The sequence below is a fragment of the Ekhidna sp. genome, from assembly GCF_965221965.1.
In the GTDB taxonomy this organism is placed as follows: Bacteria; Bacteroidota; Bacteroidia; order Cytophagales; family Cyclobacteriaceae; genus Ekhidna.
The window spans coordinates 3,788,633-3,809,074 of sequence record NZ_OZ244926.1 but is presented as its reverse complement, the minus strand read 5'-3'; the positions used below and the strand labels follow the sequence as shown (position 1 = coordinate 3,809,074).

18 protein-coding genes are annotated in these 20,442 nt (G+C 44.4%); 7 read left to right on the top strand and 11 right to left on the bottom strand.

Annotated features, from left to right (window positions below; translation table 11 throughout):
* Nucleotide 1 precedes the first annotated feature (1 nt).
* Entirely contained in the window at nucleotides 2-460 is a 459-nt protein-coding gene (locus tag ACOQON_RS17760; protein ID WP_420576772.1) for a heme-binding domain-containing protein, read from the bottom strand.
* A 667-nt stretch (nucleotides 461-1,127) separates the two neighbouring features.
* Between ACOQON_RS17760 and ACOQON_RS17755 the strand changes: the two genes are divergently transcribed.
* Both ACOQON_RS17755 and ACOQON_RS17750 read left to right on the top strand, forming a co-directional pair.
* Nucleotides 1,128-1,682, top strand: a complete 555-nt coding sequence (locus ACOQON_RS17755) for an RNA polymerase sigma factor (RefSeq protein WP_420576771.1) — start codon at nucleotides 1,128-1,130, stop codon at nucleotides 1,680-1,682.
* Nucleotides 1,679-2,485, top strand: a complete 807-nt coding sequence (locus tag ACOQON_RS17750) for an anti-sigma factor (protein ID WP_420576770.1) — start codon at nucleotides 1,679-1,681, stop codon at nucleotides 2,483-2,485. The genes ACOQON_RS17755 and ACOQON_RS17750 overlap by 4 nt, the downstream gene beginning before the upstream one ends.
* A gap of 37 nt (nucleotides 2,486-2,522) precedes the next feature.
* Here the strand turns inward: ACOQON_RS17750 and ACOQON_RS17745 are convergent, their stop codons facing one another.
* Entirely contained in the window at nucleotides 2,523-2,831 is a 309-nt protein-coding gene (locus tag ACOQON_RS17745) for a hypothetical protein (protein WP_420576769.1), read from the bottom strand.
* Nucleotides 2,832-2,924: 93 nt separating this feature from the next.
* Between ACOQON_RS17745 and ACOQON_RS17740 the strand changes: the two genes are divergently transcribed.
* Both ACOQON_RS17740 and ACOQON_RS17735 read left to right on the top strand, forming a co-directional pair.
* Nucleotides 2,925-3,164, top strand: a complete 240-nt coding sequence (locus ACOQON_RS17740; protein ID WP_420576768.1) for a hypothetical protein — start codon at nucleotides 2,925-2,927, stop codon at nucleotides 3,162-3,164.
* Nucleotides 3,165-3,335: 171 nt separating this feature from the next.
* Entirely contained in the window at nucleotides 3,336-4,244 is a 909-nt protein-coding gene (locus ACOQON_RS17735; protein ID WP_420576767.1) for a DUF4382 domain-containing protein, read from the top strand.
* A gap of 76 nt (nucleotides 4,245-4,320) precedes the next feature.
* Here the strand turns inward: ACOQON_RS17735 and ACOQON_RS17730 are convergent, their stop codons facing one another.
* Nucleotides 4,321-5,013: a response regulator transcription factor gene (locus ACOQON_RS17730; protein ID WP_420576766.1), complete on the bottom strand. Its 693-nt coding sequence runs from the start codon at nucleotides 5,011-5,013 to the stop codon at nucleotides 4,321-4,323.
* Complete coding sequence (locus ACOQON_RS17725) at nucleotides 5,010-6,485, bottom strand: sensor histidine kinase (protein ID WP_420576765.1); 1,476 nt, start codon at nucleotides 6,483-6,485, stop codon at nucleotides 5,010-5,012. The genes ACOQON_RS17730 and ACOQON_RS17725 overlap by 4 nt, the downstream gene beginning before the upstream one ends.
* A 117-nt stretch (nucleotides 6,486-6,602) precedes the next feature.
* Here ACOQON_RS17725 and ACOQON_RS17720 point away from each other — a divergent pair, with 117 nt between their 5' ends.
* Both ACOQON_RS17720 and ACOQON_RS17715 read left to right on the top strand, forming a co-directional pair.
* On the top strand, nucleotides 6,603-7,436 hold the full coding sequence (locus tag ACOQON_RS17720) for a GLPGLI family protein (protein WP_420576764.1): 834 nt from the start codon (nucleotides 6,603-6,605) through the stop codon (nucleotides 7,434-7,436).
* 6 nt (nucleotides 7,437-7,442) lie between these two features.
* The gene (locus tag ACOQON_RS17715) at nucleotides 7,443-10,088 is read left to right on the top strand and encodes a carboxypeptidase-like regulatory domain-containing protein (RefSeq protein WP_420576763.1); all 2,646 of its coding nucleotides are present in this window, start codon (nucleotides 7,443-7,445) and stop codon (nucleotides 10,086-10,088) included.
* 83 nt (nucleotides 10,089-10,171) lie between these two features.
* On the opposite strand, the gene ACOQON_RS17710 is transcribed toward ACOQON_RS17715, so the two are convergent.
* Both ACOQON_RS17710 and ACOQON_RS17705 read right to left on the bottom strand, forming a co-directional pair.
* On the bottom strand, nucleotides 10,172-11,011 hold the full coding sequence (locus ACOQON_RS17710; protein WP_420576762.1) for a tetratricopeptide repeat protein: 840 nt from the start codon (nucleotides 11,009-11,011) through the stop codon (nucleotides 10,172-10,174).
* Nucleotides 10,983-12,104, bottom strand: coding sequence for a hypothetical protein (locus ACOQON_RS17705; protein ID WP_420576761.1), 1,122 nt, complete (start codon nucleotides 12,102-12,104; stop codon nucleotides 10,983-10,985). Before ACOQON_RS17705 ends, ACOQON_RS17710 begins: the two co-directional genes overlap by 29 nt.
* 85 nt (nucleotides 12,105-12,189) lie before the next feature.
* On the opposite strand from ACOQON_RS17705, the gene ACOQON_RS17700 reads away from it, so the two are divergent.
* On the top strand, nucleotides 12,190-12,975 hold the full coding sequence (locus ACOQON_RS17700; protein WP_420576760.1) for a sensor histidine kinase: 786 nt from the start codon (nucleotides 12,190-12,192) through the stop codon (nucleotides 12,973-12,975).
* A gap of 127 nt (nucleotides 12,976-13,102) precedes the next feature.
* On the opposite strand, the gene ACOQON_RS17695 is transcribed toward ACOQON_RS17700, so the two are convergent.
* The 5 genes from ACOQON_RS17695 to ACOQON_RS17675 form a co-directional block, all read right to left on the bottom strand.
* Nucleotides 13,103-14,218: a DUF4249 family protein gene (locus tag ACOQON_RS17695; protein WP_420576759.1), complete on the bottom strand. Its 1,116-nt coding sequence runs from the start codon at nucleotides 14,216-14,218 to the stop codon at nucleotides 13,103-13,105.
* Nucleotides 14,218-16,632 (bottom strand): TonB-dependent receptor, encoded by a 2,415-nt coding sequence (locus ACOQON_RS17690; RefSeq protein WP_420576758.1) that lies wholly within the window; start codon nucleotides 16,630-16,632, stop codon nucleotides 14,218-14,220. Before ACOQON_RS17690 ends, ACOQON_RS17695 begins: the two co-directional genes overlap by 1 nt.
* A 123-nt stretch (nucleotides 16,633-16,755) precedes the next feature.
* A complete protein-coding gene (gene tpx, locus ACOQON_RS17685; RefSeq protein ID WP_420576757.1) occupies nucleotides 16,756-17,256 on the bottom strand; it encodes a thiol peroxidase in 501 nt (166 codons plus the stop codon).
* Nucleotides 17,249-17,824 carry a 5-formyltetrahydrofolate cyclo-ligase gene (locus ACOQON_RS17680; protein ID WP_420576756.1) on the bottom strand — a complete coding sequence of 192 codons (576 nt, stop codon included), beginning with the start codon at nucleotides 17,822-17,824 and terminating at the stop codon, nucleotides 17,249-17,251. Before ACOQON_RS17680 ends, tpx begins: the two co-directional genes overlap by 8 nt.
* Nucleotides 17,825-17,858: 34 nt before the next feature.
* Entirely contained in the window at nucleotides 17,859-20,441 is a 2,583-nt protein-coding gene (locus ACOQON_RS17675; protein ID WP_420576755.1) for an ABC transporter permease, read from the bottom strand.
* Between the last annotated feature and the right edge of the window lies 1 nt (nucleotide 20,442).

Here is a 20,442-nt window from a genome sequence, read left to right as displayed (position 1 = left end):
CCTATTCCTCTGATGTCATCATACTTAAAGCCCAGTCACTGATCAGCTGGCGTTGTTCATCAGTAAGTTGCGCCTCTGGGTGTAGCGGCGTGTAAGATTCCAATGGCATCTCACCCTCCAGGGTCTCTTCACTGATCTCCTCCAGCTTATGATTTTTTCTCTTTATAGACATGCCTGCCCACTCAGAAAAATTAAGCTCCTCTCTGCCATGCTCCACATGATCAAATACCCACCAGGACAAAGGTGTCACATAGGTATACCATGGATATTTGGTTTCCATCGAGTGACAATCGTAGCAGGCATTACGAATAAGTGTAGCCACCTCCGCATCTACCATCTCATTGGCAAATAAATCACCAGGATTATTTGCCCGAACTTCCGGTGGAGTCCCGCGAAAGAATTGTAAGATGATGACAGCTGCTGCCAGAATCATTAGGGCCGGTTTGATATATTTTTTCATATGGATCGTTGCTATAAGCCTTTTAGAAGGGTGCAAATTAAAAATATCACCCCATTTATTGTTCACTACTAGTAGTGATTCTGTCTACTGACGCTAATCCGCAGGCTGGGACCATCAACACTCATGTCACTCCCGCAGGGAGTCTATGCCCCAAAAGAAAAATGACTTTCTAGTATGGAGCTCCCAATCGCCGGAACGGCGAACCAACGGCCTTATTTATACTATACCCCTCTGGCCGGGGAGGCCGATACTTTTTGCTTAATCAATTTTAACTCCCTAATGCCGGGGAGGCACTCACTTTTTCCAGGCAAAAAGTAAGCAAAAGCCTTACTAAAATCAATCCAGCCAACCCACTGCCCTACACGTGATTTTAGCAGTTCGCTGCGATGCAGCGATAGTGGCAGGGACGCACCATCTGCATTTCTCCACCTAATCGCTGGCACGGCGAAACAATGGCCTTATGAATAAAGCCTTGAAGAAAATGAAGAATGAAGCCGTGAAAAGACTCGACTGTCTGAGGGAGCAATAGCAAGTGAGTTTCGAGGGTTTTAGGCGTAATGAATCATTTTTAGGATTTATTCATACAGCCTTGATTTTTTGGTTCTTTTGTATCAAGACAAAAGAAGAGCTCCCCCTAACAAATTATCCCTTATTTTTAACCCCGAACATGTCTCTGCCAAACCAACAAATAGATCAGGACCAATTGGTCGCTCGCTTGCGGGTGAAGGAGGCAGATGCATTCAGCTATTTATATGACAACTATTCAGCAGCGATATACGGAGCAATTTCCCGCATTGTGAACGATGAAGATGTGGCGCAGGAAGTCTTGCAGGATGCTTTCATGAAGTTCTGGGATAAGATTGATCAGTATGACTCGTCCAAAGGCCGATTCTTTACCTGGATGGTCAATATCAGTCGCAATCTGGCGATCGATAAGCTGCGATCGAAGGAAATGAAAAAGGTCGGGAAAACCGACAACATTGAAACCTACGTAACTGGTATAGAGCGTGGAAATTTAAATTACCAAAACATCGATGGCATTGGCTTAAAAGAAACACTTGCCAGCCTTCGGGAGGAAGAACGTTTTATCCTGGAGATGGCGTATTTTAAAGGCTATACCCAATCAGAAATATCTGAAGAATTTGATATCCCCTTGGGGACGGTGAAAACCCGTCTTCGGATGGGATTGAAGAATATGAGAAAAGTATTGCAAGTAGAGTGAACATAGAAGAATATATATCGTCAGGCATACTGGAAGCCTATGTGATGGATCAGCTCTCCGCAGCTGAACGTACAGAGGTAGAGCAGATGGCCGCCAAGCACCCTGAGGTACAGGAGGAGCTTGACGCGATTGAGCTTTCTATAGAAACCCTTGCCTTTGCCACTGCAGTGCAGCCACCTGAAGGGGTGAAAGAAAAACTCATGCAACAGATTGGTAGAGCGGAGACGAAAGAAAAAGAAGCTCCCGTGGTACAGATGCAGCCTGACAAGGGGGTAGGCATCCTCCGCTTTGCAGCAGCAGCTTCCGTGCTGATAGCTTTGGCCTCTACGGTGATGGCCTTTACCTACTGGAAAAAATGGCAGAGCGCAGAAGACCAGCTGTCAGATATGATTGCCCAGAATGCACAGTTTGCAGAAAACTACAACCAGGTAAACCAGCAACTGGACGACATCCAGAGCGCCGTTGCGATCATGAACAATAGGTCTTACAAGCGAGTGGTGATGGCCGGAACTGACAACTCTCCTGACGCGCAGGCAACCGTATACTGGAATGAAACAACAGCCGATGTATACCTTAGCATTCAAAACCTTAAAGAGCTATCTCAAGGCCAGCAATACCAGCTTTGGGCGATCATTGATGGTAAACCCGTAGATGCAGGAGTCTTTGACCCGAACAATGGCAGCTTCCTCGTACAGATGAACAATATCACTTCCGGTGCAGCCGCCTTCGCTGTGACCATCGAGCCACGTGGTGGTAGCCAAAACCCCTCACTTGAGACCATGCAGGTGGTGGGAAATGTATGATTTAGTAGCTAGTGGATTGTAATTGGTAGTTAAATTCTTACCTCCCACACGAATGCTGCTCGGCACTTACTGACCGGGTGTTTTTATTGAGTGTGAGCCAGTCTGTAGATTTATGGCAATTGTGACATAGCGGCACAATACGCCAGGTGTTGTCTCCGCTCTTGCGTTTTACATGTGCGCCTACTTTGGCAGGATTGGTGCAGTTTTTTGTGCGGCAGGTGCCTACATCCTCTTTAGTGATGCGCTCCCAGTGCTTCAACCAGGAGCTGCAGCATTCGCAGGCTCGTCCATGATTTTTATGAATCACTTTTACTTCCATAGCTAAAGTAAGATAGTTGATCTTCAAATAACATTCAGGTTCAGGGATGGCACGCGCTTTTGTTTCAGTATAGGTTTTGAAGAATTATCTCTCAGCACTTTATTTTATACTTGCAAGCCCATGATCAAATTCTTCAAAAAGAAACCGAAAGAGAAACAACCGCCGCAGCTGATGGACATTGACGGCATGCCAATTGAAGCAGGGGACCAGGTGTTCTCTCAGCGCTATGACCTGGGCCAATGCACCGTGGAGTTGGAGGGGCTGGAGTTTTTCTACGTTTCACAGCACTCCGAAAAAAAGGTGAGCTATGTCAAAATGATTGATGCCATCACCGGACATCAGAAAGTGAAAAAAGTCTAGACCACCAGGCCATACCCTTTTTTTCTTCGCGTTTCGGGATTCCATTTCTCAAAATGAGAAACTTCATTTATAAAAAATGCCATCTACAGTGCTATATCGCTTATTTTCTTCACGGTATGCTATTTGGCATAGGTAAGAAAGAAATTTTTTTTAACCAGTAAAAAGTAAATAATGGAAATAAGAAAGCGAATGAAATCAAGACTGTTGACACTGCTCATAACTGTATTGATGGTAGCTGCCATAAGTAGCTGCTCAGATAGCACCGAGATTGATAACAATGGAATGACCACCGCTCGAATGCAGGTAGCACTTGTGGATGATCCGGCTGAATATGACGCTATCCTCATTGATGTGCAAGGAGTGGAATATCGAATCGACACGGACTCCACTGAGGAAGGTGAAAATGAAGGAGAAGAAGATGGAGAAGAGAATAGTGAAGAAGAATCGGACAATGACGGAGAGTGGAACACACTGGAAGTGACTCCAACCGTTTATGACTTGCTGAAACTGAATAACGGTGAAGAAGCAATCCTGGCGGATGAAGATATTGAAGCCGGAGAGCTGGAGCAAGTACGTCTGATCCTTGGAAATAATAACAAAATTGTCATAGATGGTGACACCTCAGACATTTTTGTACCTTCTGGTAGTCAAACCGGACTGAAAATTAATATAGACGGAGAAGTAGAAGACAACAAATTCTACCGACTGGTACTTGACTTTGATGCTGCACAGTCTGTGGTCGAGCTTGGAAATGGCGAACACATCCTGAAGCCTGTGGTGAGAGCAACGCTCACTGAGGTTGATGAAGAAGATGTATTTGGCAGCATCTCTGGAGTGGTTATGCCGGATACCGTTTCAACCGTGGTGTATGTTTTAGACATCAATGATGAAGATACCATCAGCACCACCATGCCGGAAGATGACGGAGCATTCCTGATCGACCTGCTTCCTGAAGAAACCTATAATGTTTATGCCGTACCAGAAGAAGGATCGGAATTTACAACGGCTTCAGAAATGAATGTAGTGGTAATTGCAGGCGAAGAAACTGAATTAGACACATTAAATCTTGGCGGTGAATAAACATCCTTATCCATAGGATGATCAGTCGAACCCCTGGAGCATTTCCGGGGGTTTCTTTTTGCCTTGTCGCCAGATATTAGCTTCCAACCACCAACTTGTACCCATACCCACGCACATTGATGATCTCGACCGTAGGATCCTGCGCGAGCTTTTTACGCAGCTTGCTGATGAACACATCCATGCTGCGGGCATTGAAGAAGTCATCACTGCCCCAGAGTGATTTGAGGATGACCTGACGGTTGGTGAGCTCGTTGACGTTCTTAATCAGCGCATCCAGTAGCATCGCCTCACGGTGGGTTAGCCGTTCTTCCTCCCCGGTGGGCTTATGGGTCAACAGCTGCTTCTGACAGTCAAACATGTAGGCACCCACTTCCTGCACGCCGTTCTTTGATCGGGGGGCTTTGCGTGCAAGGAGTGCATGAATCCGAACAATCAACTCCTCCATGCTGAAAGGCTTCTTCAGGTAATCATTCGCGCCATAGCCAAAGCCCTCCACCACATCTTCGGTGCGCGACTTGGCCGTTAAAAAGATGATCGGGATGAATTGATCCTGCTTACGCAGCTCCTTTACAAGGGAGAACCCGTCCAGCTTCGGCATCATGACATCAAGTACCAGCAGGTCCGGCTGTTCCGACTCATAGGCGGCTTTCGCCTGCTCTCCATCTTCGCAAAAGATCACGTCAAAACCACGAGACTCCAGGCTCTCCCGTACGATCATGCCCAGGGCAGCTTCATCCTCGGCCAGCAATATTTTGGGTGCCTCACTCATACCTGCAGCTTAAATAGCGTTTGATTGTTTGCCACCCCCAGCGTCAGCTGACCACCATGGAGCTCAGCAATGTTACGGGCGTAATACAAACCAATCCCGAATCCTTTCACGTCGTGCTTGTTGCCTGAAGGGATACGGTACAGCTTGTCAAACACCTTGTCGCGCTGTGCTTTCGGGATGTTGCCGCCATTGTCTTCCACTTCCCAGATGCATGAACCCTCTTCCTGCTTCAGTCGAACAGTCACATGGTCACCCCCGTACTTGATCGCATTATCGACGAGATTGCAAAGGGCATTTTCCAAATGAAAGCGATCGATGATCCCCTCATGTACTGTCAACTCTGTCTCAAAGCTGATCTGCTTCTCCTTCTCTACCATGCGGAATCGGTCCACCATTTCTTTGGTCCACTTCACAACCTCCGTCTCTTCTTTGTTCAGCGAGAGTTTACCTTGATCAATGGTGGCGGTCTCCAGCATCTTCTCCACCATGTCATTGAGCTTACGGAGCTGGTCATTTGACAAGGCCAGATATCGCTTGGTCTTTTCCGGATCGTTGGTCTCGTTAAAACTGGTGACGCCTTCCAGTGCAGAGAAGATGGTCGCAATGGGCGTCTTAAACTCGTGGGTGATGTTGCTGATCAGGTCATCTTTGATGGCTGCCAGCTGCTTTTGCGCATTGATGGTTCGGTAGAGGTGGATCAATGTCCCGACTACCAGCCCGATGAGGAGGACAGATAATATCAACTCACTGATTCCATTTCGGAGAATGATCAATGTGGCATTTTCAAAGTCTATCCCGATGGAATGTTCACTTCCCAGGTAAGCAGAGGTAGACGTTGCTGAGAGGTAGTTTTGCGTTTCCATCTTCCCGATGGTGGTTTTTCTCCCTTGCACCTTTTGATTCAATGCAAATGCAATGTCCAGGTTTTTATTCGCCAGTTCTTCCTTCACCTTGCCATATAACTCCCCGATGTTCAGCAGCTCTTCACTGATCGAGATCATCACCTTTTGAGTCAGGTTACGAAACTCCTTTATTCGCACAGAACCAGTGTCATTGGTGAGTTGCAGTCTTTTGATCTGATTACTGTTGTTCGCTTTGAGAATTGAATCAATCCTTGCGGAATCTGAACCAGAGCTACTATCTGACCAGACATGAGTAAAGCTGGAAGCTGACAGTTCAATAGAATCAGAAAATAAACGATCTATATTATCAAATCTGGAAGCAAAGCCCAAGGCTCTTCTTCCTCCGACAATGGTATCCGAATCTGTTTGAGTCAGGATGTAAATGTTGCTCTTCGCTCGGTCAGCAAAGTAGCCTTCGATGCTGGCATCCAACGACTGCTGAACATCCTGGATAAAGCGCTGCTTGTTCATCTCGTAATTCTGGATGGTAAAATACACCTGGGCGCCTATCAGCACTACGGCAGTCACCACGATGAGGATCAATATGTACCGATATGATCGTTTTGTCACAGCACAAATATACGTGGGTCGTGTGGCCCGCTTTTAATGCGTTAACACACGTTAACACTGCTTAACCGTGTGTTAGCACTCATTCTCATTGGTTTGCTGAAAACAAAACACACGACAATGAGAAAAATGATACTACTTCTCTCACTGGTGCCAGGCTTGCTGGTGGGGAGCTCAATTATGGCCCAGAAATTTGAGGGGGTCGCCAGCTATAAATCATCCATGAACATCGAATCTATTAATGTGGCCGGAAGAAATATGAGTCCGGAAATGCAGGAGTCGGTTCGTAAGCAGCTTATGCAGCAATCGCAACGAGATTTCACATTAACCTTCAACCTCCAGGAAGCCACCTGGAAAGAAGAGGCTGAGCTTGACCCTGTAACAAATCCTTCTTCGAATGGGGGCTTCCAAATAACCTTGCGAACTGGTAACTCTAAAAGCTACATCAACCCAAGTAACAATGAATTCCTCGAAGAGACCGAAATCTTCGGAAAGAAGTTTTTGATCGAGGATGAGCTGGAGCCTTTCAACTGGAAGATCACCAAAGAGACCAAAAAGATTGGTGACTATACGGTGATCAAAGCCGAGTTTCAGGACATCAATGAGACCCTGTCCATGACCCTTGATGGCTCAGAACAAAAAACGGAAACGGTAATGGACACCACCATGATCACTGCATGGTACACGCCTGAGATCCCTGTTTCGCAAGGCCCAAATAACACGTGGGGGCTACCCGGGCTTATCCTGGAGCTCAAGGACGGAAACATGACCTACCTGTGCACCAAAGTGGAGCTCAACCCCTCCGAACCGGTAGTCATTGAAAAGCCGGATAAAGGCAAACGAGTGACCCGTGAAGAGGCAAATCAAATCCGTGATGAAAAAATGCAGGAGATGATGAAGAAATATGATACGGGTGAAGGAGGAGAAACACGTGTGATCAGAATCGGAGGATAAGCACAAATGAAAGGACTACTATTTTACTGTTTTCTGACCCTGTGTGCCTTTTTCGTCCTGGGTCAGAATCACCTCTTACTCAAAGGTCAAACACGAGACACGACTCTGGCACCCGTTGCTTTCGCCAATGTGATGGCGATCGATACCGCCACCCAGGAGATGAAAGGATTTGCCGTCACGGATGTCAAAGGCAATTTTCAACTTCGGCTGGAGCAAGGCAGGGTCTACGAATTACAAGTGACATTCGTTGGGTTTGTTCCCATCAGTCAATACCTGAAGCTGGATCAGCAGCCCGACGATCCTTTAGTGATCATCATGAATGAGGCGGTCAATCAATTGGATCAGGTAACCGTAGTGGCTGAGATGCCCGTGCTCGTTCGCGGCGACACCATCTCATACAAGGCGGAAGCCTTCACCAAAGGTGATGAGCGCAAGCTGGAGGATGTGCTGGAGGAGCTGCCCGGATTCAATATTCGCGACAATGGGGATATTGAAGTGCAGGGCAAGCGGGTAGATAAGGTGCTTGTGGATGGTAAGGAGTTTTTTGAAGGGGACACGAAGCTGGCCACCAAAAACATCCCGGCCGATGTGGTGGACAGGGTGCAAGTGCTACAAAACTTCAATGACATTGCTCCCATGCAGGGATTGAGGGATGACCAGCAGCTGGCGTTAAACATCGAACTGAAGGGAGACAAAAAGCGAATGGTTTTTGGAGACGTGGAAGCAGGAGGGGGACCCGAGAAACGGTTCTTTGGTCATGCCAATACATTCTACTATGCCCCTGAAACGAGTATCAACTTTATTGGAGATGGCAACAACGTAGGTGAGCTGGCGCTCACACTCAACGACTACTTCCGGATGACGGGTGGTATGGGTTCGCTTGCTTCCCGCAACGGTACCACATTCAGGGTCAATGCCGGAGATATGGACATCCCCATGACCGACCGAAATTCGGCAGCCAACCTGACCAACTACCTGGGAGCGTTAAATTTTACCACACGTCTCTCGGATAAGGTGCAGCTCTCCGGATTTATGATTGGCTTTCACAATGATGTGGACATGGCTTCCAACTCACAGCGGACGTACCCGCAGCTGGAAGAACGCACGGAAGAGGAGCTAACGACGGCTTCCTCATTGGACAACCGATCCGGTCTTGGGCGGTTTTCGGTGAAGTACACCCCCAACTACAACCTGCAGGTGGACTATAATTTCTTTGGAAAACGCAGCACCATTGATCAGGGCATGATGAGAAATTCACAGCTGCTTTCCGGCGATAATCAATTGCAGGAAGGGAGTGCACGAATGCCACAAAGCATGAGTCATCAGCTGCGCATGTTCCAGGCGCTGAATGAGCGGAACATCATCTCCGCAGAGGTCAAATACAATGATGAACAGAACGTCAGCAATCAGCTGCTCTCCAGCGAGCAAGCTTTGTTTAGTTCCTTCCTTTCCAGTGATGTGCCGCTGCTACAGCTGAACCAGGATCAATCCATCGACACCCGACGACTGGATGGGGCCTTCAACTACTATTACATCCTCAATAAAACCACGCACATCAATACGGCATTTGGCATCAACCTTTCCAGACAGACACTGTCTACGAACCTGGCAGGTGAAGGGGAAAACGTATTCTCCCTGGATCAGGACCTGGACATCACCAATCGGTACGTCCGGCTGATGTACAAAAAGAAGTGGAACAAGCTCACGGTAAGTCCGGGAGTGAGTTTCAACAGTTATACACTCAATGGGGCAAGCGATGCTCAGGAGAATTCACAGTATGTTTTTCCGGAGCTTCGAGCGCTGTATGAGTTTGGAGGCTCACATTCCCTTGAGCTGGATTACCGTCAGTCCATTGAGTACAATGACGTGGCTGCTTACAGCGAAGGATACGTTATGAGTCGGTACAATACCTTGCTTTTTGGTAATGCTGGATTGAGTCCGGCGCTAAGCCATGCAGTGGGAGTAAACTATCGGAACTACAACATGTACAACTTTTTCAACATCTACGGCGGGCTCAACTTCACCTACATCGTAGACGGGTTTACCAATAATCAGCAGCTGCAAGGAGTAGAGAACGTGCTCACCCCGGTCAACGCCGGTTCCGCCAATCACATCACAAGCGGGTACCTCAACCTGGAAAAGCGTTTCGACCACTTCCGTGTAAGCGGACAGGTGAATCTCTCACAAGCAGTACTCAACAACCAAATTGAAAATCAGGTGATTGAAAATGACAATTTCACACAAAATTATTCCCTGAATATGTCAGCCAGGTTGTTCAAAAAATTGTCGGTGAGAACCGGTTATACCATGAGTCTGAATCGATACAGTTCGGGAGCAACTACCAGCCGGTTTGTGAATCATCGTCCCAACATTGGCGCGACCCTGACCATTAATGGATGGAGGATGGAGACTTCCTATGCGTACAACAATTACCTGAACAAAAACCAAAATCAGGAGACCTCTTTCGATATGCTGGACGCTTCATTGAGCTACCGCAAAAAGAAAAGTCCGTGGGAATTTAAGGTGCAGGGCTTCAACCTGCTGGACACTAGAAATGTCCGTAGGGACAGCTTCAGTGACAACCTGATCAGCACCTTTTCTTATGCCATCCAGCAGCGGTATGGGTTATTTACAGTGAAGTATGATTTATGATAGACTGGTGCAACAACTTTGACAGAAAGTGTCCCGGATTAATTCCGGGACCTAAATGTCATTGTGCACCTCAGTGAAGTCGATTAGCTAGTCGATATCTCCCTCCCCAGCCCCACTATGTCCTGAAGATAGATCTGTTCCAGTACCTCCACATAAGGGCGTTGATGGAAGTAACCCTTTTTGAAATATTCCTCAGCTATATCCAGTTCCTTTAAGGCCAGATCAAACTGTCCTCTTGCAATGTAAATACGTGCTTTGTGGTAAAAGCAGTCCGATAGGTTCGGATAATATTTCAGGACTCGGTCAAATTCAATAATCGCCTCATCGAAACGCTCTAGCTGCAGGAGTGACAGCCCTTTGTAAAGAATTGCGTACACGTCGACCCAGGATTCACCTTCTTCCTCTACCACTTTATTGATGTAGCGATCAAGAAAATTAATAGCCGTGGTATAATCCTTCATCCCGTAATAGCAAATTCCCCGCATATAATCATGGCTCTGACCTTGCGAGTAGTCCACCTGGCCATTTGCCTCATCCCCAAGATTAAAATCAGCGATAGCTCTTTCATAATCGCGATAAAAATAGAGGTATAGATAGCCTCTAAATCCGGCCCACTTTTCCGGCTTTCTTTTTACCGCCTCATTATAGTAGTAATACATTTCGTCCAGGATGCCACGCTTGACCCTAGCTGTTCCAAATTCCCGCCATAGATCCGCGTCAGTGGAATCGAGCATCATCGCTTCTTTTAACTGAAACTGCTCCGGTACTGATCCCTGATAGGAGTACACCCGCCCTGCTCGCACTTGCGGAGAGTATTGTTTTTTTAATTCTTCGGAAAGCTCCTTTTTGTACCACTCTCGCTGCTCGCAGGAGGTAAATGCAATGATCAGCGCACTAAGGAAGTATATCGATGATTTCACCATTTTCTATTTTAAAGTTGATGTAGTAATAAGCGTCTCTTCCCTCGTCCCCGATCACAACAGGTCTCCAATCCTCCAGCTTTTTTAAAATGCTATATAGATGCTCCACTGTTTCTTTCCGAAACTCCATGGGCTGGTAATTGACATCATATCCTTTTGCAATAAATCGGCCTGCTTTTCCCTCACAGTTGACCACAAAACGAAACACCAGGCTTCCGTTCTGATCTTCTAACTTCGATTTATCCAGATTGGTAAAGATGGTGTCCATCATCGCCCGCTTATCGTGTAGATATCTCCCGTCAGGGGTGGAGTTGTAGTAGTCGGCAATGCGAATCTCATGCCCACACAGGGTAAATTCAGTATCATCACCGATGGTTTGATCAGGATCAATCCATGCCACACGGTGTTCTCCATGAGCGGCTCTTTTTTCAAACTCCTCCACCGACATTTGCTCGATCAGCTCCATCTGCAAAGAATAGTCCTCTCCCTCTCCATCAGAACCAAAAAATCCCATGTCCTGAACATAGTAAGAGCGTGTTTTACCTTTGTTGAAGGTGGAATCTTTTCCTGCCTCCCGATAATTCCACTCACTCAAGAACACTTTAGCTGGCTTATCAAGAATGATGCTATCATATGCTGACTGCTGCTGTTCGGTATAGATATACGCCTGGTCATCAAACTCATATTGAATTTGGTATGGAGTCTTCATCTCATGCTCCCAAACAGAAACTACTTTGCTTAACAGGTTGAGTTCTGTGGTGTCCGTATAGTCCCTATAGCTAATGCCCATACCCCGATCAAGGATAAGGGAGTCGCCAGAAATTTCATAAAACCGGTTGTTCATTAATTGAAACCCGGCGTTATACTCTTCGGTCATGAAATGATTTTCATCCAGCCTGACATGCTTAGTATACTTCACTTCCGTGATAGGTCTGCGATCGGTGTTATCAGGGTAGTAGTGGCTGTAATACTTACTTACAAAACCATCTTCAAAGACGGATTCCGGGGGATAATACTTAAAAATTGGGCTATCGGATGGTTTTTCATCGCATCCTGCCTGGATGATTACCAGCATTAAGGTGATTAGTCTCTTCAAATTTTCTTACCTTTTAATTAGCGAAAAATACATAATCACTGTTTATCAGTTCCTATATTAAAGGCCTTTAACAAATTGTTAGGAAATGGAAGAGCATAAATCCAATGAAATAATCGAAAAGCTGAACCAGGAATTACTGGAAAAGCAGGAAGAATTGGATAGGCTCAATAAGATGAAAGGACGATTATTTTCGATCGTCTCTCACGATATCAAATCTCCCATTGGAATAGTTACAGGTTTTGCTGAAGTGTTGATCAATCACGTATCTGAAAACTACGATGTAAAAGATGATCCGCAGTTTGAGATCATAAAAAAGCATCTCAATGATGGCAAGGGTCGATTACTCACCTTACTTGAGGATCTCATCAGCTGGGTGAAAATTGAAAATGGAAGCATGCCATTCAGAGCTAAGATGCAAGAGGCAAAGCCCATCATTCAGGAAGTCCTGAATTCCTTCCAGTCATATGCATCGGAAAAAGATATAACCATCGATTTGCAGCTGGATGACGATCTTACCCTGTATGGCGACACCAATACTTTAAAAGTTATTTTTAAAAACGTATTAAACAACGCAGTTAAGTTCACAAAAAATGGAGGAAAGATTGAAGTTCTGGGTGTGAAAAAGGAAGGGTTTATTGCGTTTGAAATCTCCGATAATGGCATTGGGATACCCAAAGAGATCATCGATAGGATCTTTGAAGCGACTAAAGATAAAATCAGACCTGGTACGGGTGGTGAGTCTGGTGTTGGGCTCGGACTCAGTGTGGTCCACGGGTTTGTAGTACTGAATCAAGGAGAAATTAGCTTTGAGAGCAAAGAGGGTGAAGGGACTACATGCTATCTCAAAATTCCATCTGCGGAACCCAAATAAAAAACCCCGGCCAAAAATTGGCCAGGGCATCTATCACCAACCAGCTATAAATCGCGTCACCCGCGAGATATACTTGTTAGTGATACTTACGAAAGTCTTGTTCAGATTGGATTTCAGCGGAGTTAAATTATTTGACTTCTCTGACCTGATCCTCACTTCTTAGTCGATTCCCCGCGCTGGACACAGCTGCAATATTGAAAAATCCTGCTACTAAATTATCGTTGTTTTCAGCAACAATATTTGTAGAAACATTTGCCAACGGAGTAGCGAATAGAGCACCAAAACCTCCTTCTCTCCCGGACTCAATAATTACCTGATTCAAAAAGAAATACGCCTCATTGGAAATGGAGTGGATTTCTACATATACAGAATCTCCCATTACATAAAGTGAAGTGTCTGATTGAGCAACAAAGCGATCATCGTTTAGAGGAAGTGAAACCAGATAGTCAGGAACATTATTGTTTTGAAAAATACTGTCTATCTCATAGTATATTTTTTCATCCACTAGTACAGCATACTTTGAGCTATCTGGATAAATCAATGTATCACCATACCACCACAATGTTTCCGGCAAGGAATAGGGCGAAAGCAATTCTTCATTCCTTGACTCATCAATAGGGCTTATCAAGTCACGGATAGGCTGGATAAATTGAACCCCATCATTATCTGCATCTGGAGAAAACGCTGCATCATATGCAACATTTATTTCATCAATATTACCAAGAAACTGCCCGTTTTTCCATGCTTTGATCCAGTAGGTATCATCCTGCCCTTCCAAATCAGTTGCGAAAACCTCCCCAAAGATGAGATCGTCAAAAAATGAGTTTCCCTCCTCAAGACGAAAGCTTATACTGTCGATGGGAGGCACATCATTCAAAGTAGTTCTTGAAGTATAGATATCTCCGTTTAGCTCCACCCTCAATTCGTATTGATTTCCGATAATGCCGAGTGTTGCGCCTTTTCCTCCTCGCCAGGTATATCTATTTTCTTCTTCTTCGAAAGTGTATAATGTATTGTCAGTAAGATCTCTTACCGTCACGGAAGCCCCCGGTACTTTGCTGGGTGCCTGAGAATCAAAATAGGATTGCGATCTCGTGATGTTTACATGTTGGATTGAGTCAAAATTGGTCAGCCAGGCATCAATCACCAATACATTCAGAGAAGAATCAAGCGAAGGGTCTACCTCGGTTTCACATGAGAAAGACAATCCAATAATTAGAAGATATAATAGCTTATGTCTCATTAGAATTTGAAATTGTAAGTGATCGCCGGTAAAACAAAAAACAGTATAGATGTCTGTGAGGCTTTGGTTTGCACTCGCTCTGACGGAAGCACCAGGTTATTGATCTGGTTGTATCTCACCCTCTGTTCATCCTGGGTGAAATTGATCGCAAAAGCATTTTTACGGTTGTAAAGGTTGTAAACGGAAAGCACCAGGCTGCTGGACCTTTGCTTGCCTTTTTTACTGACCCAGTTGTAATCAATGGTATAAGAAATATCCAACCTGTGATAATCAGGAATCCTGACATTATTTCTACTCCCATCATTGACGGGGATTATATAACCTGCGACCTGAATCCGATCTGTTGGATAGGTGGTCGGTGTTCCAGTAATGTAGCTGAAGGTAGCTGACAAATTCTTTCGATCATTTAGCTGGTAGTTAGAAACAATCTTGAGGTTGTGCGTTTGATCAAATCGAGTAGGGTACCACCGGCCTTCATTAAACTCATTATTGAGGCCAGTATTGATCCCATCAACTTTTAACTCCGACCGACTTAGCGTATAGCTCAACCAACCGGTCAATCGACCTGAGTTTTTCTTGACGTATAATTCCAGCCCATAAGCTCTGCCAATCCCTGAAAGAACGTCAGCTTCGAGCAACTCATTGATGAACAAGTCCGCACCGTCAATATAATCAACCTGATTTCTGGTCCATTTGTAGTACGCCTCTACAGAAGTTTCGAATTGATTTTTATTGAAGTTTCTGAAATATCCGAGTGCCACCTGATCTCCTAGTTGCGGTTGAATATTGTTGGTACTTGGTTGCCATACATCAATAGGAGTCGCTGCAACTGTATTAGAAATCAAATGAATGTACTGATTCATTCTGTTGTAGCTGGCCTTTATGGAAGAATAGTCATTCAGTTGATACCTCACAGAAAGCCGAGGCTCCAGATTACCAAATTTGGCGATGGAAGCTCCTGAGCCTATGTCAACCGTATCTCTTACAGGTTTCCTTATTCCGGCTAGCGTATCTCCAAACGTGTATCGCTCTCCAGGACCCATATGATTGAAGTAGGAATACCTAAGCCCATATTCTACATTCCATTTATCTCCAATCTTTTGCTTGTTGCTTACATAAATACCAGCTTCAAGTGCTTTCTTTTTATCCAGTGTCAGATCAATGGGTTCGCCGGACGTAAATCCAATCGCATCGGCTGGAAAAAAGGTATAGTACAGAATTTCGCCACCGAATGTGATCTCGTTCTTCTGATCAGGAAAGTAGGTGAAATATGGTTTGAAGTTAAGCGTTCGGATTTTCGAACTCCAGTCAAATTGATCATCGTCTGTATTACCAAACTCAAATGCATAATCATAATTACTGTAGAAGGCGGTGAAGTTGCTGAAGAACCGATCATTAAAAAGATGATTCCATCGGATTGACGCGGTTTGGTTTCCCCAGTTAAAGCCCTGCTGTTCATCAAACTTAAATACATCTCTTCCAAAATATCCCGAAGCAAAAATCCGGTTTTTTGAATCGATGTTGTAATTGGCTTTTGCCGTCAGGTCATAAAAGTATAAGCCCGCTCCATCATCCAAAACGTCGGTAAACAATTTGATTGGTACATCGGCATAGGACCTTCGACCAGCCAAAATGAAAGAGGCTTTATCTTTCTTAATTGGACCCTCTAAAGTCAGTCGGCTAAAAACAGTTCCAATACCTCCGGAAACATCAAACTCCTTTATGTTTCCTTCCTTCATTCGAATGTCCAGGATGGAAGAGAGCCTTCCGCCGTAATTTGCAGGAATGCCCCCCTTGTAAAGCTTAATGTCTTTTACAGCATCAGGATTAAACACGGAGAAAAAGCCAAATAGGTGAGAGCTTTGATACACCGGAGCTTCGTCCAGAAGCACCAGATTTTGACCAACAGATCCTCCTCGAACATTGAATCCAGAGGCTCCTTCACCAACCGTACTTACACCAGGTAACAACTGGATGCTTTTTAAGATATCCAGCTCGCCTGCAAAAACAGGAATTTTGCTTATCGTTTTGATATCGAGCTCAGCCACACTCATTTCCGTAGAGGTGACATTCTCATCTTCCGGCTCTGCTGTGACTACCACTTCCTCCAGCTGAGTTTGTTCTTCTACTAGCTCTATATCTATTCGAGTATTTTCAGTGAGAGAGACCTTCCTTTTCTGAGATACAAATCCAACGTATCGATATAATACAGAGTACTCCCCTGGAGGAAGAGTGATTGAGTAAAAACCATAAACATTGGTAATGTTTCCTGTTCCTAAATCCTCAATCAGTACGGTAGCTCCGATGAGCGCTTCTCCATTGGCAGCATCCTTTACATACCCATTGATTGTGTACTTTTCCTGAGCCTTCATAAACATTGGAATGAAGGTCAGCAGCAGTAGAAAATTTTTCAAAACGGTGATAGAATTTTAAGTATTGACCTCTCGAAAGACGCATGAGGGTTCAAATAGTTTCGCTATTTGGTGGCAATAACAATTTGATAATGTGAATTAATGCCGAATGGTTGCTTTAGCTACCTAAATGGCAGCCAAAGCTTTTTCATAATTAGGCTCCTGGCCAACCTCCGATACTAATTCTGTGTATTTCACGGTTCCATCTTCATCAATCACTACTATGGCCCGGGCGTTTAATCCTTTGAATGCTCCGTCTGTAATTTCCACCCCGTAGCTCTTTCCAAAATCACCACCATCTCTAAAGTTGGTCAGGTTGTCAAGGTTGTCGATTCCTTCTGCATCACAATACCTTTTCAGTGCAAAGGGCAGGTCCCTGGAAACGCACACGATGCGGGTATTATCCAGTTTAGAAGCTTCCTGATTGAATTTGGTTGTGGACATGGCACAAACGCCTGTGTCAATGCTAGGATAAATATTCAGGATCACTTTCTGTCCGTGATAGCTCGCCAGCGTTTTTTCCTGCATGTCTTTACTTACCAATGTGAAGTCGGGTGCCTGACTTCCCACTTCAGGAAGGTTTCCAATGGTGTTCGTTTCGTTTCCGCCCAATGTGATTTTAGCCATAGTTATAGGTTTTAAAAGGTGTTATTAAATAGTCTAATGGAATATCCCATTCTTCTCTCTGTAGAATTTCATCTACCGGAGGCGATAAGGATAACCCCACTTTCAATGCTTTTGTTTCTTCTAGCAGTCGATCATAATAGCCTCCTCCGTATCCAATCCGGTATCCTGCTTTATCACTGACCAGCAGCGGTACCAAAATCAGATCCACATCATCAATGGAGACTTCCTTTGCTCCTGATGGTTCAGGGATGCCCATCTTATTTCTAACAAGCACTGTTTGATCATCTACATAGTAATGATAGAGCTGCTTAAGCTGGAAATCAATTTTGGATACAACCAGTCGAACATCTTCAGACCACCACTTTTTAAACAATGGTGAAACATCCGGCTCTCGGTTTTTATCCATCGACAAAAAGGTATGGATACTTTCAGCCTCTCTAACCTCTAAAAATTTTTCCACTGAACTCAATAGTCGGGTATTTCGCTGGAGGTATAATTCCTGACCAAGGAGCTTGCGATACTGAAGAACTGATTTGCGTAGAACTGACTTAGATATTGCGCTTTCCATCTGCTTGGAAATTTAAGCAGAGCTACGCTAATATTTATTCATACCTCAAACTCTCGACCGGGTTTTGTTTTGAGACATTCATTACATGCCAAATAATCGCCACAGTAGCTACCAGCGACGCTATGCAACCAGCCGCTATAAATACCCACGACCCAATGGTTGTCCGGTATGCAAACTCCTGAATCCATTGATTCGCAAAATACCAGGCGAAAGGAAGGGCAATGAGGAATGCGATGGCTACAGATTTAAGAAATGAAGATGATAACAGATAGATGATCTGCAATGCAGAAGCTCCGTTTACTTTTCGTATTCCTATCTCTTTGGTTCTTCTTCTGGTTTCGTAAAGTGAAAAGGTAAACAGTGAAATGGAAGACAGAATCAACGCTACCATTGTCAGACCGATGTATACTTTGCTAAGCTGCTTTTCTTTGGCGTATTGCCTGATAATCTGATCATCGAGAAGTTCATAATCAAACGGGCTATTGGGATTGATCTCACCATATAGTTCTTCCAGAAAAGAAATACCTGCTTGTTGGCTTCCGTCAAAGCGGACCAAAAATCGATCATCAGGATACGTGCGGAACCTCAAAACAAGTGGTTCTATTTTCTTTGAAAGATGCTCAAAATGAAAATCCTCCACCACCCCAATGATATCAAAATCGAATTCTTGTCGGCCACTGGTATTGCTCGTTAGTTTTTGAGTGGATATATCATTTATCCCCCAGTATTTCTTTGCGGCCTCATTGATAACCACCTTTTGTTCTCCTGAAGTGTCCAGTGAGTCAGAAAAGAATCTTCCCTCCAACATATCTATTCCAAGCAAATCCAAATATCCGGGACTTACAATCATCACCCTTCTGCTTTCATATTCATTTTCCTCTCCCGTCTTTTTCCAGGATGATAAAAAAGATTCCGCATTAACCGGGAGATCTCCCTGCGAAAATGCCGCCACCGGCGTATTGGATTTAAGTTTATCCCTTAAATAATCGAGTCCCTTTACCTGATTATCGTTAGCAGACATTTCAAAGAAGTTTACACTCACGATATTCTGATGATTAAAACCCGGATCTTTCGTCGACATAAATCGATACTGGATGAAAACCACGGTTGTTAAAATCATCAAGGTGATGGTAACAGTATATTGTATCGTAGTAATCGTTCGCTGCATGCGTGGAATTTTAAACAGGTTTTTTCCTCCGCTAACTGCGTCCTTAACATCCATTGCAAATAGTTGAACAAGGGAGATAATAATGGAAATGGATATGATACTGCCGATAATCGCGATGATACTCAACCCATCAAAAATTGGGTTAGCATCAAGATCCAGGTTTAGAATAGTCGTGTAATATGGAAAGAGGGCTTCAAAAATTAGAAACGTAATTCCGACTGCCAGGACAAAATAAATCAACCTCTCAATGATCATTTCAACGCAAATCACACCCTTGGAACCGCCGATCATTTGCTTAATTCCAAATTTTTCAGCCGAGTATAACAACTGTGTTGACTGAAGATTATTGAAGCCCAAGAACGTAATCAGGCAAATAGCCAAGCCAATAAAAATTAATGTTTGGACGGTGTTACTATTTCCATACTTCCCGAATAATGCCACGTCCAAAGGTTGAGTAAAGTAGGAATCCGCTATCGGAAGATAGCTGATCTGGCTCTCGGGAAATCGCTCATTGTTTTCTCTACCTAAGGCACTCACTTTTTCATTGAATTCACGTGAGGCAAAATCCTCATTTACCAAAATGAGATCCATAGGAATTCTTCTCCAAAATCGTTGCGAATGTCTGGGCACCACAAAATCAAAACTTATCGAACTGTTGGCGGGCAGCTTTTCCGTGACCGCCGCTACCGTGTATAATCCCTCCTGATCGCAGCTTACCTTAAGGGTTTTGCCGATTGGGTTTACATCTCCGAATACCCGATTGGCGAAATTTCCGGATAAGACAATGTGGGAAGGATCATTTAAAAGCTCAGCTTGATAACCATCCCGAATGGGGAAATCGAAGAAGGAGAAAAACGTACTGTCGGCTATCAAGCCCTTTCCATTAAAGGATTGGCCCTCATTTATGATTTTGATTTCATCTTTCTCATAAATATGGATCAATAGCTTATTCTCAACTTCCGGGTACTGATCGTAATCTATTCGAAACAATAGCTGTGGACTTACCGGAGAAACATCGGCCAAAGGGTTCGTCTGTACGGCACCCATGTAAATACGATCAAACTTTTGATGGAAATCATCCATGCTTAGCTCATTATTAGACCAGCTATAGATACATTGAAAGCACAGCGTTCCGAACACCAGTGTGAGCAGGCTTGGAATGGCTATCGTCCTATTTTTTTGTAATGAACGCAATGCGATTTTAAAATTGAGCTTTATCATACCCAGATAGTTAAGTTTTTTAGTCCCGAAAACACTCCTTAGAAGATTTGGCCGTAGAAAATGAAAAACATGATACCAATAGCTACCGACGCGTTTCCAGTTTGGTAACGCCATGAGTTCCTCCTCATGATACTCATGAAGATCCCCCAGGATTTCCTCAAGCAACTGACCTTTGATAAACCAACTTAGAATTCGATCTGCAAATTTTGGTGGTCGTGGTTTCTTCATC

What these genes read in the sequence shown, in the direction of transcription:
- ACOQON_RS17760 (WP_420576772.1), bottom strand. Translation starts at nt 460, where the DNA reads ATGAAAAAATATATCAAACCGGCCCTAATGATTCTGGCAGCAGCTGTC.
- ACOQON_RS17755 (WP_420576771.1), top strand. Translation starts at nt 1,128, where the DNA reads ATGTCTCTGCCAAACCAACAAATAGATCAGGACCAATTGGTCGCTCGC.
- ACOQON_RS17740 (WP_420576768.1), top strand. Translation starts at nt 2,925, where the DNA reads ATGATCAAATTCTTCAAAAAGAAACCGAAAGAGAAACAACCGCCGCAG.
- ACOQON_RS17735 (WP_420576767.1), top strand. Translation starts at nt 3,336, where the DNA reads ATGGAAATAAGAAAGCGAATGAAATCAAGACTGTTGACACTGCTCATA.
- ACOQON_RS17730 (WP_420576766.1), bottom strand. Translation starts at nt 5,013, where the DNA reads ATGAGTGAGGCACCCAAAATATTGCTGGCCGAGGATGAAGCTGCCCTG.
- ACOQON_RS17720 (WP_420576764.1), top strand. Translation starts at nt 6,603, where the DNA reads ATGAGAAAAATGATACTACTTCTCTCACTGGTGCCAGGCTTGCTGGTG.
- ACOQON_RS17715 (WP_420576763.1), top strand. Translation starts at nt 7,443, where the DNA reads ATGAAAGGACTACTATTTTACTGTTTTCTGACCCTGTGTGCCTTTTTC.
- ACOQON_RS17710 (WP_420576762.1), bottom strand. Translation starts at nt 11,011, where the DNA reads ATGGTGAAATCATCGATATACTTCCTTAGTGCGCTGATCATTGCATTT.
- ACOQON_RS17700 (WP_420576760.1), top strand. Translation starts at nt 12,190, where the DNA reads ATGGAAGAGCATAAATCCAATGAAATAATCGAAAAGCTGAACCAGGAA.
- ACOQON_RS17695 (WP_420576759.1), bottom strand. Translation starts at nt 14,218, where the DNA reads ATGAGACATAAGCTATTATATCTTCTAATTATTGGATTGTCTTTCTCA.
- tpx (WP_420576757.1), bottom strand. Translation starts at nt 17,256, where the DNA reads ATGGCTAAAATCACATTGGGCGGAAACGAAACGAACACCATTGGAAAC.
- ACOQON_RS17680 (WP_420576756.1), bottom strand. Translation starts at nt 17,824, where the DNA reads ATGGAAAGCGCAATATCTAAGTCAGTTCTACGCAAATCAGTTCTTCAG.
- ACOQON_RS17675 (WP_420576755.1), bottom strand. Translation starts at nt 20,441, where the DNA reads ATGAAGAAACCACGACCACCAAAATTTGCAGATCGAATTCTAAGTTGG.